Origin of the sequence: Cohnella sp. GbtcB17 (assembly GCF_019091135.1) — a bacterium.
Lineage (GTDB): Bacteria > Bacillota > Bacilli > Paenibacillales > Paenibacillaceae > Cohnella.
Genome location: NZ_JAGXJW010000029.1, coordinates 21,665 through 33,402, shown reverse-complemented (window position 1 = coordinate 33,402; position 11,738 = coordinate 21,665). Strand labels below are relative to the sequence as shown.

Sequence of the window (11,738 nt, the reverse complement as noted above, 5' to 3'; positions counted from 1 at the left end):
CCAACGTTTGACTGCGCATGTCAAACTCCCCTCGTCTGCTGGCGACCAATCTGCGCCCTCCGCGAGTCCGACGCCGGCCCCGCCCGAAGTCGCATTCCATCTTATCCCCGAGGACGTGCCGGACGGCCGGCTCGGCGAGTTATGATAACCATAAATAATGAAAGATACGATCGGAGGAATGAATCGTGTACAGCGCTTTGAACGGCATGGCTGTAGGGTTCACGCTGCTCTTGCTCGCGTTTGCATGGACGGCCGGCAGCAAGGCCGGCAAGCTGAGATGGTTCGGATCGGCCGAACGACTCGCCCGCAGGTCGCGCAAGCTGCTCACTTGGACCGCGCTCGCCTCGCTGTCGGCGATCGGCGCGGCCGCGGCCGTCTGGCTGCTGTCGCGATCGTACGACGGCGCCTATTCGACCGAACGCGTCGCGCTGCAACTGACGTTGATCGCGCTGCCGATCGCGGCCGTCTGGCTGACGGCCCTGCCCGGCGCCATGCGCTTGTGGCGGCAAGCCGCGCGCCTGAACGGCGCTCCCGTGCCGGCCCCGCTTGCGACCAAAGCATCCTCCGCCGCTCTTGTCGCGCCGTATCGTGCCGCAGCGCTCGGAGCCGGCGCCAGCCTCGCGCTCTATGCGCCGGCCGCCTGGGGCACCACAGCTCCCGCGTTGGCATGCGGGGCGACATTCGCGGCGCTGTGGATGCTAAGGCGGCGCCGAACGAAGCAAGCGGCAGCTCCCGTATCGCAGTAGCAGCGACCGCCTGTGCTCCTTGCGGAAGCTCCGCACCGCACCGGAACCGCCCCTAGCTGCGCAGCAGCGCCTCTTTCAGCCTGATCACCCCGAGCTCGATCTGCCCCGCCTGCGGCTTTGCGTAGCATAGCCGCAGGCTCGGCTCCTCCGCGCCGAACACTTGCCCGGGTACGTAGGCCACGCCGGCGGACATCGCGCGTTCGAGCACTCGAAGCTGCCTCGGATCCGAATCCCCGAGCCACTTCACCCACAGGTTCAGCCCCCCGCCCGGCGGCTCAAACGTTACAAGTCCGGGCAGATGATAATCGAGGCTGGCTCGCAGCTCGTCCAGACGCAGCGCCAACCGGTCGCGCAGACGGCCGATCTGACTGTCGAACGCCGCTCCCTCGATGAGCTTGGCGGCCAGCCACTGCGGAATGACGCTCATCCCGAAGTCCATCTGCTGCCGCGCGTCCGCGAGCCGCGAGACGATCTCCTGCGGCCCTGCCAGCCAGCCGACCCGAAGACCCGACGCTGCGATCTTGGATAACGAGCCGACGTACAGTATACGGCCGCCCGCATCCTCTGCTTTCAGCGGCAGCGGCGGACGGCCGTCGAACGCGGTCAGGCTGAACGGATCGTCCTCCACGATCGGAATGCCTTCCTTTTCCGCGATCCGCAGCAAGGCTGCCCGCCGTTCGGCGGACAGCACCGTCCCCGTCGGATTCTGGAAGTTGGGATTCAAAAACAGCATCTTAAGCCGGTGCCGGCGATGCAGCCGCTCCACGTCAGTAGGATCGATGCCTTCCGGACCGACCGGCAGCGGATAGACGCGCAGCCCGGCCGATTGTAGCAGCGGCAGCGAAAAGCAGTACGAAGGCGTCTCGACGCCTACGGCATCGCCATGGTTCAGCAAACATTGCATGATCAAAAAGAGCGACTGCTGGGAGCCGGACGTGATCAGCAGCGAAGAAGCAGATGCCCGGATATGCAGATGCCGCGACAAAAAGGCGGCCAACGCTTCGCGAAACGGGCCGTAGCCCTGTGGATCGTCGTAGCCGAGCGGGCCGTCGTAGGGCCGTTCGGAAAAAATGCCGCGCACCGTCTCCCCCGGAAACAGCTCGTCCGACAACTCCCCGCTCGCGAAATCCACGAGGCCGTTCTCTTTGCGCAGGCCGGAACGGATCCGTCGCATCGCGTCCGAATTCGGCAGCATCGTTCCGACGTCCAAATACTTGCGCCAATCCGCAGGCCTTAACGGAGAAGCGTCTCCGCCGGCCACGACGGTGCCGCTGCCAATCTTGCTCACGACCCATCCCGAGGCGCGCAGCTCCTCATAGGCTTGGATGACGGTCGTCCGGTTGACCGCCAGCTGTGCAGCCAGCTTGCGTTCGGCGGGCAGCGGACTGCCTGCCGTCAATTCCCCCGATTGGATCCTTTGTTCGAAATGCTCGGCGATCTGCCGGTACACCGGCTTGTCCAACGACCGATCGGGCTGCCAACTCATGCGCCGTCCCCTCCAATGGTACCATTATCCCCATAAGTCAGGGACGCGGCAAGACTGTGGAAGACGTCTTTCCTGCAATTGGAGGATGAATTGGATGGGCTTAAAAATCGGCTGATTGGAGGATGCCGGCAGACGAAAAGCCTTCTATGCTTGTAGCAACGACAAAGAGGCGAACCAAGAAGCCGCGATCCGGCTGATGGGCGCCTACGACAAAGGGGATGCAGCCGAATGAGCATGGTTTATTTGATCGGCCTGGTATTCATCGTGATGTGCGCCGGGTTTGCGGGCACGCTAAGCGTCGGTTGGTCCAAAGCCAACCGAAGCGAAAACGCGGGCTATGGAAGCGGAACGGGAAAAAAGTGGACGCGTCTTGGCTTGTTGTACGTGTTAGGCGTCGTTATCGTACTGGCCGTCTTTTTTGCACTGTTAAATCGCTGATCGTTCGAGGAGGTGCTTGCACAGTATGCTATACATTGTCATCTTGTCCCTATGCATGGTCCTCGGCCTCGTCGTGCTCTTCGCGGCCGGCAAAGAAATCGTCGCCTCCGAGGAGAATTGACGCCAAGACGGCGGCCGGCGGCCGCGCGCTTACAGCCAGCGCATGAAGCTCCCCTGCCTGACGGGAACTCCCTGCTTCTCCGCCCAGCGCAGCAGCAGCAGGCCGGCGCTTCTGTCCTTCAGATCGAGGCACAGACGTACGGGCACGATCCGCTTGCCCCGCGGCAGCAGGCCGATCAGGCCCCGATTGATCCGCAGCTCTAGCAGCGAATCGCCCGTGATCGTCAGGCCGTTCACGGTCAAGCGGTTGCCCGCCAGCGTCAGCTCCGCCTTCAGCGCCTTCCGCCGAACGAGCAAATAGACGAGACAACCGCCGCTCAACGTCATAACCCCCGCCTGCGCATACAAGACAAAATGTTCGGCGCCGTGGATTACATTGCCCAGCGAGAGCAGGAAAAGCAGCAGGAATCCCGAGATTTGCCTCGTCCCTAGCGGATATTGCACCTGAATGTTGCGGATCGACGCCTTCTTTTCCATAGTTAACCGCTCCTTCAGGCCGACGGCCCGTCCTTTTCTATTAAAAAGATTATATGTCCGGCAGCGCCTATGTATTCGCTCGACCTGCTAGATTATAGCAAAAAACGCAGCTGTTGGGCTGCGTTTTTGCGTTCCGCCGGCGTGCTGCTTATCCGGCAGAACATTATATTTAGGCGGATAAAGGACGCGTCAGTGATCTGTGCGCGACTTGGTGTTTTCTTTCCATTCGCCGATCTGCTCCTGCACCTTGCCCTTGGCTTTATCCCATTTGCCTCTTGCCTGGAGACCCGGATCGTCGGTAAGGTTACCCCATTGGTCCTTGGCCTCGCCCTTCGCCTGGTTGACTGCACCTTTGATTTTGTCGCTCCAGCCTTCCGTTTGCCGATCCATATGAATGCCTCTCCCTTCTCTTGCATGAGTTGGTTATATGGTGACCTTACCCGCGAGACAGCGTTTCCAAACAGAAGAACGCATCCTCATACGTATTCTTCTGTTCGTTCGCTTATGCGGCGGGTAAAGGTATTCGGCTGGAAAAAGCAACATTTTTGCGGCGGCGGGAGATGGACTGGCGTGGCGATATCTAGATGTCGATGACGATCTTGCCGTGCACGTGCCGGCCGGCTTGAAGCCCGCCCGCCGCGCGGATCTGCGCCATCGGAAAACTTGCTGCGATCGGCCCGCGGAGCCGGCCCGCCGCGACCAGGCGAGCGATCTCTTCTATGGCGCCAGGAGCGACTCCGGCACCGTTTGCCGGCTTGATCCCGCCGACTTGTGCCGCGATGGTGGTGATGCGCTGGTCCGAAACGCCGAGTTCTCGCGCAGCCTGCATCGTGTCTGTCCCGAATAGATCGATCGCCGCAGTGACGCCTGCGGGTGCTATGGCACGGACCCTGTCGACCATACCGTCGCCGTAGACGACCGGATCCGCCCCGAGGGCGCGCAGGGCATCGCCCGAAGCCGCCGATCCCGTTCCGATCACGCGCGCGCCCTTCAGTCGAGCGAGCTGGCCGGCGAACCCGCCGACCCCGCCTCCTGCGCCGCCAATGAGCACCGTGTCGCCCGGACCGAGGTTGACCACGGCGAGGGCGGCGGATGCCGTGCAGCCCGCGATAGCAAGGGTGGCCGCGGTGCGGCCGTCGACGCCGTCGGGGGTAGGATGCGCCTCGCCGCCTGAAGCGATGGTCCCTGCCGCGTCTATGATGACATACTCGGCTACTGTGCGGGAGAGAGCGCCGCCGAACACGCGATCGCCGACAGCGAACCCGGTCACACCTTCACCGACCTGGTCGACGATCCCGGCATAGTCGGTTCCGAAGCCGCACGGCAAACGCAAGCCGAATCGGGCCGCGGTATTTGCGTCGGAAGTTATGACCCAGTCCATCGGATTGAGTCCGGCCGCGGCAACGCGCACGCGAATCTGCCCCGAGCCCGCCTGCGGCACGGGTATTTCGCGGACGTTAAGAACCTCGGGACCGCCGAACGACTCGAGCCGTACCGCTCTGCTCACGACTGCCGACGTATCGACGCCCGATTTTTGATTTAGCATCCATATTCCTCTCCTTTAAACTCCAAGATTCAAGTTACAAAATTTATTTTTTGTCACTCATGAGATAGATACTATCATGCCAAGAAACGAATTACAATATTTATTACTTGTAACCAGTCGCAATAAATAACGCCCGCAACGATCCTATTCCCCTCTCGGAAACAAGGCGTTGCGAGCGAACGATGGCGGATCGTGTGCTTCAGTTCAATTCATAGATCCGGATTTTTAAGTCCTCTTATCAGAAGATGGATAACCGCTTCAATATTTTGTTTTCGATTCGGGTCTTCAAATGTGTTGGGGTTAATAAAAGCACTGGTTGCAAAATATACGGCTCTCGCCGCTTGATATGGAGATTCCGTAAAAAACAGACCTTCCGAAATTCCTTGAGCGATACTCTCTTTGATACGATTAATGCCTTCTTCGATACTTTTTTGAATGACTTCCACCGAGCTGTGTGCGACTTTGATGTAATTCGCGAACATTTCCGGGTCGTCGATCGCGCTGAGGCGTTTCCCCTCCGCAAAGTCTTCGAGTAATCGAAAAAGCTTCATATCAGCAGGCGTATCTTCTTTTAATATAGCTATTGAAGCAGCACTCATGCGATTAAGCCAGCGTTCCGTAACGGCATCCCAGAGGGCGGTTTTCCCATTATAGTATCGGTAAAGGGCAGCATGGCTAACGTTTAATGATTTGGCTACATCGGAAATATTCGCTTTTTCCGGCCCAAAACGGCGAATAACTTCTTCCGTCGCGTTGAGGATTGTTTCTTTATCTAAAGGTATCTTGTTCAAATGAATGACCGCTTCCTGTTTTTTCCGATTATATCATGTAAAATTTAAGTTTCAAATTACAGCATTCGTAACAAAAAAAGAGATCGTTTCCTCGAGCGTTGGCTTCAGAAGGGTACGATCTCTTTTTTGCGCCGACGCGCGCTATTCCGTCAACCGGTCGACCGACACCGTCTGCACATTGGTCGGCTTCTGCCCGACCTGCACCGTTGCCATGCCGTTGGCTTCGTCCACTTCTTCGATCCATACCGGCTGTCCTTCCAGCTTCACGGCGATCGTGTCCTTCGAATTGAAAATTTGCTTGGCGCGCTGCGTATTCATGACGGATCGTCCCCTTCTTTTTCGCGCATCGTATCGGTCGTCGTCTCTTCGATGAGGCCGTTGTCCAACGTCACCTGACCACCGCCGAGCCCTTCGTTGATCATACGGTCGATGTCCATGTCGTAGTTGTCGCGGCCTTCGTAAATATGGTCCCGGCCGTCCGTCGCTTTCTCTTCGTTCATGAACGCCGCTCCCTTCGCCAGGTTGTTCGTTTCGCCTAGAAAAGATCGTCCGGTAAAGGATGCCCAGACGGTATGAATCCCATGCAACGATGGGAATCCTGAACGGTATACGGAATCATGAGGAGGGCTAAGCGTCATGCATACGGTTTGGAAAGGCGCCATCAGCTTCGGGCTCGTGCACGTGCCTGTGAAGATGTTTACCGCTACCGAGGACAAGGATGTGCACCTGAGGCAAATCCACAAGGTTTGCGGCACGCCGATCTCCTACGCGAAGAGCTGTCCGCACTGCGAGAGAGCGGTCGAGTGGGAGGAAATCACGAAGGGATACGAATACGACAAAGGAAGATTCGTGCTGTTCGACGAGGACGAGCTGGAGGCGATCAAGCCGGAGAATACGCGGACGATTCAGATTCTCGACTTCGTGGCGCTCGAGGAGATCGATCCGATGTTTTATCAAAAAACGTATTATTTGTCGCCCGATCAGGCCGGCGCCGGCGCCTATGGTCTGCTGCTCGAAGCGATGCGCCAGTCCGGCCGCATCGGCATCGCCAAGATCGCGATCCGCAGCAAGAGCAGTCTGGCGGCCATTCGCTGCGTCGACAACTGTATCTGCATGGAGACGATGTTCTATCCCGACGAGATCCGGTCGATCTCCGGCGTCCCCGGCCTGCCGCAAAGCCAGAACGTCAACGACCGCGAGCTCGATATGGCCAAGCTGCTCATCGAACAGCTGTCTGCGCCGTTTGACGCGGCTAAATATACGGACGACTATCGGACGGCAATGCTGGACGCCATCAGCCGCAAGGTCGCGGGACAAGGCGTGGACGTCGTGACCGCGCCGGCGGCGGAACGGACCAACGTCATCGACCTGATGTCCGCGCTGCAGGCCAGCCTCGCCGCCGTCAAGACGGGCGACGCGCCCGCGGCCGGCGCGACGGCCGGCAGAGGTGCCGGCCGCAAGTCGGCGATCCGCGGCGATACGGGCGAAGCCGGCTCGGCACCCGCGGCCGACAAGCCGAAGCGCACGCGCGCCAAGCCGCCGGTACCCGGCGCCGCTGTCGCCGGCGGCGAAGAAGCGGTCGGCGCCGGCTCCAAGGCTGCGCCTTCCCGCAGACGCAAGGCGACCGAACCGCAGCCCTGATCGTTAGCGGATAAACAAGCGATGCGCATTTGAAAAACGATGAGAGTTTTTTAAGAAGCAATGGCCGGTACACCTGAATCCCGCGCGGGACAAGGACCGGCTCTTTTTATATTTCCCAACATCTGGGCCGTGGTAATATTTATGCCGTGAACCTGCGAGATTCCGCTGATAGAATGTGAGACATCCGAGCCGAAGCCCGACAGGGCGCGGGGGAACCAAGTATACGGGGTGAAGCCGCAGCCGCGGCAGGGCGTTCTCCGACCTAACCCGTCAGCTAACCTCGCAGGCTTACATTCCAAGGAGGAATTCGTCTATATGAAAAACAATCGTATCGGTCAACTGGCTGTTTCCGGCGCGCTTCTGCTGTCGCTTGCCGTCCCGTTCGGCGCTTCTGCGAATGCCGCGACGACGACCCAGACGACCCGGACTTACACATATAATATTGACGCCTCGCAGCTTCAGCAATATCTCGGCTCGTTCGATTGGCAATCGCTGCTGTCGCAGCTGAACGGCGGCACGTTCGGCGGCCAGACGCCTTCGAATCCGACGTCCACGACGCCCACGGCGCCTACGGCCACGCCGACCGCTCCAGCCAAGCCAACGACCGTGCCTTCGGCCACGCCGGTTCCGGCCAAGCCGACACCAGCGCCTGCAGTGACGCCGACGCCGGCTCCGACCGCCACACCGGCTCCGGCGACAGCGCCATCCGCACCGGCCAGCACCGGCGCAACCGTTCAGAAGTCGGGCTTCGCCGCCCAAGTCGTCGATCTCGTCAACCAGGAACGTGCCAAAGCCGGCCTATCCGCGCTGAAGACCGACGCTAAGCTGACGACGGTCGCCGACGCGAAGGCCAAGGATATGTACAACAACAACTACTTCGACCACAACTCGCCGACGTACGGTTCGCCGTTCGACATGATGAAGCAGTTCGGCGTGACGTACAGCTACGCCGGCGAAAATATCGCCATGGGCCAGCAGTCGCCTGCTGAAGTCATGACTGCGTGGATGAACAGCCCCGGCCACAAGGCGAACATTTTGAACGCGAACTTCAAATCGATCGGCGTCGCCTACTTTAACGGCGAATGGGTGCAAGAGTTCACGGGCTGATCCGCATACGAAAAAGATGCCTCCGCAGTCGTTCTATCGACTTCGGCGGCATCTTTTTTTGCGTTCGGCGACCGATTTTAAAGCAGCAGCGGCAGCGCCAGCAGGATCAATCCGGCCAAGCTCATCAGGCCGCCCTGCAGGCGGATCCGTCCTTCGGACGCAGGCTCCCGGCGCGAGAGCCCGTCGTCCCGGCCGCCGCGGGCGAGGAGGAGCACGGTACCGGGGTGAAGCAAGGCGAACAGCGAGGACCCCGTCCAAAACACCAAAACGAGCGATAGCAGCGCGCCGGCGTGCTGCAGCAGCGGCATATCCGTAGCGATCCCTCCCCAAGCGCTTTCTTTATTGTTGTATGAGCGTGCGGAGGCAAAAGTGCGAAAGGAATTCGCCCTGGAATGGCGGGCCCGAATACCGGCTACACTAGGAAGATTAACGCCTCGACGCAAAGGGGCGACTTCAGAACGGAGGAACGCCCATGGCGCCGGCCACGATGTCCCCGGTCACGCTCCGGCTCGGCGATCGCGAGCTGCTCGTTTCCCATCCCGATAAGCTGCTGTGGCCCGACATGGGCATCGACAAGCTCTGTTACGTGCGGACGCTGGCTGAATTGGCGCCTTATTTGCTACCTCATAGCGAAGGCCGTTATTTGACGACGATCCGCTTCCCTGAGGGCTATGCGGGCAAATCCTTTTATCAAAAAAATGCGCCTACGCCGGTGCCTGACTTCGTGCGCGTCGAGACGGAAGGCGGCATCCGGTACGTCGTGCTCGACTCCCTGCCGACGCTGCTATGGATGGGCAGCCTGTACGCGCTGGAGTACCACGTCTCCTGCGAACGGATCGCCCAGCCGCTGCCGGACCGCTGGATGCTCGATATCGACCCGAGTCTTGAGGTCGAACCGCGAATAATGGAAGCCGCGGACAAGGTCGGCGACCTGCTGCATTCGCTAGGCCTCGAAGCAGTCCCCAAAACGTCAGGCGCGACGGGCATCCAAGTCGTCATGCGCATCGAGCCCGGTCCGACTTACGATGACCTTAGACGGTTCGGCAAGTTCGTCTCCGAATATTTGACTGCAAAAAATCCGCAGCTCTTCACCGTCGAACGGCTGAAGAAAAACCGCGGATCGCTCATCTACCTCGATTACCTGCAATTTTATCCCGGCCGCACGCTGGTCTGCGCCTACTCGCCGCGCGCCCGCGCGGGAGCGCCGGTATCGACGCCGCTCGATTGGAGCGAGGTGCGCGCCGACCCGAGTCCGGCCGACTTCAACCTGCTCAACATCGTCGCGCGGCTGCGGGAGCGTGGCGATCTGATCGGCTCGATGAAGCCGCAGCGGCTCGGAGACGTGCTGGAGCAGATCAAGTAAAACGGCGAGCCTTCCTGCGAGCGAAGCTAGAGCAGCGGAGACAGCATACGGCAGAGCGCCTCCGCCGCCTTGCGCCCGCCGGAGCGCTTGCGGAACGACGACAGCTCCAGCTCTCTGCTGTCCTTCAGATCCTGGAGAAAGTCCCGCTCCAGCGCGGCGATCGCATCGGGATGGAAGAGGTAGGCGTTTGTCTCGAAATTGCTGAAGAAGCTGCGCAAATCCATGTTCGCCGTGCCGACCGAGGCGATCAGGTCGTCGACGATGACGACTTTTGCATGAATAAAGCCCCGCTCGTACTGCCAGAACCGGATCCCGCAGCTCATCATCTCGTCCACGTACGACATTGTCGCCGCATGAACGAGCTTCGTATCGGGAATAAGCGGTACGATCATGCGCACGTCGACGCCGCTCATCGCGGCCGTCTTGAGCGCCATAACGACGCCCGCGCTGGGGATAAAGTACGGCGTCGTGATCCAAATCCGCCGCTTCGCCGTCGCCAGAATGGCGAACAGCGTCTCGTGGATCGCGTCGGCTCTCCTGTTCGGTCCGCCGGCGACGATCTGCACGACCTCGCCTCCCGTACAGCCGTGCTCCGGCAAAAATCCGGGATCGCTTGGCCGCTGCTTCGTCGCGAGCTCCCAGTCTTTGAGGAACACCTCCTGCAGCCCGTATACCGCGTCCCCCTCCAGCTCGAGATGCGTATCGCGCCAAAAGCCGAGCTTTTTGTGCCTGCCCAAATATTCCTCGCCCACATTGATCCCGCCGACGAAGCCTTTGGTGCCGTCCACGACAAGGATTTTGCGGTGATTGCGATAGTTCATGCGCTTCTTCATAAAAGCCGGCCGAAGCGGGAAAAAGCAGGCGTATTCGGCGCCGGCCTCCTCGAACGCGGCAAAAAAGGACTTGCTGAGCGAAACGCTGCCGATGCCGTCGTAGATGAGCCGGACCTGGACGCCCTCCTTCGCTTTCTCGATCATCGCGTCGCGGAACATGCGGCCGATCTCGTCGTCGCGGTATATGTATGTAGCGAAATGAATGTGATGCTTGGCGCCGCGAATCGCTTTCATCATCGCGTCGTACGTCATTTCTCCGTTCGTCAGCACCCTCGATTTGTTGCAGCCGGTGATCGGGGACGCCCCCGCCTTGCGCAGCGTGCGGAACAGCCGCGCCTCGTCCGCAAACCCGCCGCCCGGGATATCGCCCGGCTCGTTGATCAGATGGCTCTTCGTCAATATCTCGCCCCGCCGCTGCTCGTCCAGGCCGCCTCTGCGACGGACCTTGCGGCGACGCACATACTCGCGCGCGAGGAAGTAATAAAGAATGAAGCCGACGATCGGAAATAAAAACAGAATGAATAGCCACGCCATCGCGTTGGCCGGACGGCGATATTCCAGCACGAGGATCGTGCCGGACTGGAATATGAAGATAAGCAGCGCCAGCAGCAGCCACGTCGTCACCCGCACGAACCTCCCCCGTATGTTGTGTTTGTATCTAACTTTCCTTACCCACTGATCGTGACGGCGCTCGTCCGTCGATAACCAGTATAACCCGGAAGACACGGTTTAGGCAGACGGAGGCAACGAGGCTGGCGGGGAAAATAAAGAGCCGCACACGCGACGACGTTGTCGACGCGCGTGCGGCTCGGCTGGGGAGATGTTTAGTACGTGCCGCAGCCGGGACGGCGAGCGCGGCCATCGCCTCTTGTGGAAGAGGCGATACGGCGGGCGGGCGGCTCGGCAGAGCCATCGCCTCTCATACAAGAGGCGATACGGCTGGTCCGCGGCTCCGCGGGGCCATCGCCTCTCGTTGAAGAGGCGATACGGTTGGCGCGCGGCTACGCAGGGCCATCGCCTCTCGAAGAAGAGGCGATACGGTGGGCGGGCCGCCCCGCAGGGCCATCGCCTCTCGAAGAAGAGGCGATACGGCGGGCGGGTGGCTCGGCAGAGCCATCGCCTCTCGAAGAAGAGGCGATACGGTGGGCGGGCCGCCCCGCAGGGCCATCGCCTCTCGAAGAAGAGGCGAT

Annotated in this window: 14 protein-coding genes and 1 riboswitch; of the genes, 5 read left to right on the top strand and 9 right to left on the bottom strand. The window is 60.3% G+C overall.

Annotated features, from left to right (window positions below; genetic code table 11):
• Nucleotides 1-185: 185 nt before the first annotated feature.
• Entirely contained in the window at nt 186-746 is a 561-nt protein-coding gene (locus KVT38_RS17005) for a hypothetical protein (protein WP_217594930.1), read from the top strand.
• A 52-nt stretch (nt 747-798) separates the two neighbouring features.
• Here the strand turns inward: KVT38_RS17005 and KVT38_RS17000 are convergent, their stop codons facing one another.
• Entirely contained in the window at nt 799-2,232 is a 1,434-nt protein-coding gene (locus tag KVT38_RS17000) for an aminotransferase-like domain-containing protein (RefSeq protein ID WP_217594929.1), read from the bottom strand.
• Between the two features lie 228 nt (nt 2,233-2,460).
• Here KVT38_RS17000 and KVT38_RS16995 point away from each other — a divergent pair, with 228 nt between their 5' ends.
• Nucleotides 2,461-2,670 (top strand): hypothetical protein, encoded by a 210-nt coding sequence (locus tag KVT38_RS16995; RefSeq protein WP_217594928.1) that lies wholly within the window; start codon nt 2,461-2,463, stop codon nt 2,668-2,670.
• Nucleotides 2,671-2,820: 150 nt separating this feature from the next.
• Here the strand turns inward: KVT38_RS16995 and KVT38_RS16990 are convergent, their stop codons facing one another.
• The 6 genes from KVT38_RS16990 to KVT38_RS16965 all read right to left on the bottom strand — a co-directional run bounded on the left by KVT38_RS16990 (nt 2,821) and on the right by KVT38_RS16965 (nt 6,104).
• On the bottom strand, nt 2,821-3,267 hold the full coding sequence (locus KVT38_RS16990; protein ID WP_217594927.1) for a hypothetical protein: 447 nt from the start codon (nt 3,265-3,267) through the stop codon (nt 2,821-2,823).
• A 189-nt stretch (nt 3,268-3,456) separates the two neighbouring features.
• Nucleotides 3,457-3,657, bottom strand: a complete 201-nt coding sequence (locus KVT38_RS16985; protein ID WP_217594926.1) for a CsbD family protein — start codon at nt 3,655-3,657, stop codon at nt 3,457-3,459.
• Between the two features lie 190 nt (nt 3,658-3,847).
• Complete coding sequence (locus tag KVT38_RS16980) at nt 3,848-4,813, bottom strand: NADP-dependent oxidoreductase (protein ID WP_217594925.1); 966 nt, start codon at nt 4,811-4,813, stop codon at nt 3,848-3,850.
• A 209-nt stretch (nt 4,814-5,022) separates the two neighbouring features.
• A complete protein-coding gene (locus tag KVT38_RS16975) occupies nt 5,023-5,604 on the bottom strand; it encodes a TetR/AcrR family transcriptional regulator (RefSeq protein ID WP_217594924.1) in 582 nt (193 codons plus the stop codon).
• 141 nt (nt 5,605-5,745) lie between these two features.
• Nucleotides 5,746-5,922, bottom strand: a complete 177-nt coding sequence (locus KVT38_RS16970) for an H-type small acid-soluble spore protein (protein WP_217594923.1) — start codon at nt 5,920-5,922, stop codon at nt 5,746-5,748.
• A complete protein-coding gene (locus KVT38_RS16965; protein WP_217594922.1) occupies nt 5,919-6,104 on the bottom strand; it encodes a hypothetical protein in 186 nt (61 codons plus the stop codon). The genes KVT38_RS16970 and KVT38_RS16965 overlap by 4 nt, the downstream gene beginning before the upstream one ends.
• 136 nt (nt 6,105-6,240) lie before the next feature.
• On the opposite strand from KVT38_RS16965, the gene ku reads away from it, so the two are divergent.
• The gene (gene ku / locus KVT38_RS16960; RefSeq protein WP_217594921.1) at nt 6,241-7,245 is read left to right on the top strand and encodes a non-homologous end joining protein Ku; all 1,005 of its coding nucleotides are present in this window, start codon (nt 6,241-6,243) and stop codon (nt 7,243-7,245) included.
• A gap of 177 nt (nt 7,246-7,422) precedes the next feature.
• Nucleotides 7,423-7,550, top strand: a riboswitch (cyclic di-AMP (ydaO/yuaA leader).
• Nucleotides 7,551-7,560: 10 nt separating this feature from the next.
• Nucleotides 7,561-8,352 (top strand): CAP domain-containing protein, encoded by a 792-nt coding sequence (locus KVT38_RS16955; RefSeq protein WP_217594920.1) that lies wholly within the window; start codon nt 7,561-7,563, stop codon nt 8,350-8,352.
• A 77-nt stretch (nt 8,353-8,429) separates the two neighbouring features.
• On the opposite strand, the gene KVT38_RS16950 is transcribed toward KVT38_RS16955, so the two are convergent.
• The gene (locus KVT38_RS16950; protein WP_217594919.1) at nt 8,430-8,660 is read right to left on the bottom strand and encodes a hypothetical protein; all 231 of its coding nucleotides are present in this window, start codon (nt 8,658-8,660) and stop codon (nt 8,430-8,432) included.
• 164 nt (nt 8,661-8,824) lie between these two features.
• Between KVT38_RS16950 and ligD the strand changes: the two genes are divergently transcribed.
• Nucleotides 8,825-9,715 (top strand): non-homologous end-joining DNA ligase, encoded by an 891-nt coding sequence (gene ligD, locus KVT38_RS16945; RefSeq protein ID WP_254639293.1) that lies wholly within the window; start codon nt 8,825-8,827, stop codon nt 9,713-9,715.
• Between the two features lie 26 nt (nt 9,716-9,741).
• On the opposite strand, the gene cls is transcribed toward ligD, so the two are convergent.
• Nucleotides 9,742-11,172, bottom strand: a complete 1,431-nt coding sequence (gene cls, locus KVT38_RS16940; RefSeq protein WP_217594918.1) for a cardiolipin synthase — start codon at nt 11,170-11,172, stop codon at nt 9,742-9,744.
• Nucleotides 11,173-11,738: the final 566 nt, after the last annotated feature.

What these genes read in the sequence shown, in the direction of transcription:
- ku (WP_217594921.1), top strand. Translation starts at nt 6,241, where the DNA reads ATGCATACGGTTTGGAAAGGCGCCATCAGCTTCGGGCTCGTGCACGTG.
- KVT38_RS17000 (WP_217594929.1), bottom strand. Translation starts at nt 2,232, where the DNA reads ATGAGTTGGCAGCCCGATCGGTCGTTGGACAAGCCGGTGTACCGGCAG.
- KVT38_RS16980 (WP_217594925.1), bottom strand. Translation starts at nt 4,813, where the DNA reads ATGCTAAATCAAAAATCGGGCGTCGATACGTCGGCAGTCGTGAGCAGA.
- ligD (WP_254639293.1), top strand. Translation starts at nt 8,825, where the DNA reads ATGGCGCCGGCCACGATGTCCCCGGTCACGCTCCGGCTCGGCGATCGC.
- KVT38_RS16950 (WP_217594919.1), bottom strand. Translation starts at nt 8,660, where the DNA reads ATGCCGCTGCTGCAGCACGCCGGCGCGCTGCTATCGCTCGTTTTGGTG.
- KVT38_RS16995 (WP_217594928.1), top strand. Translation starts at nt 2,461, where the DNA reads ATGAGCATGGTTTATTTGATCGGCCTGGTATTCATCGTGATGTGCGCC.
- KVT38_RS16985 (WP_217594926.1), bottom strand. Translation starts at nt 3,657, where the DNA reads ATGGATCGGCAAACGGAAGGCTGGAGCGACAAAATCAAAGGTGCAGTC.
- KVT38_RS16990 (WP_217594927.1), bottom strand. Translation starts at nt 3,267, where the DNA reads ATGGAAAAGAAGGCGTCGATCCGCAACATTCAGGTGCAATATCCGCTA.
- KVT38_RS16970 (WP_217594923.1), bottom strand. Translation starts at nt 5,922, where the DNA reads ATGAATACGCAGCGCGCCAAGCAAATTTTCAATTCGAAGGACACGATC.
- KVT38_RS16955 (WP_217594920.1), top strand. Translation starts at nt 7,561, where the DNA reads ATGAAAAACAATCGTATCGGTCAACTGGCTGTTTCCGGCGCGCTTCTG.
- KVT38_RS16965 (WP_217594922.1), bottom strand. Translation starts at nt 6,104, where the DNA reads ATGAACGAAGAGAAAGCGACGGACGGCCGGGACCATATTTACGAAGGC.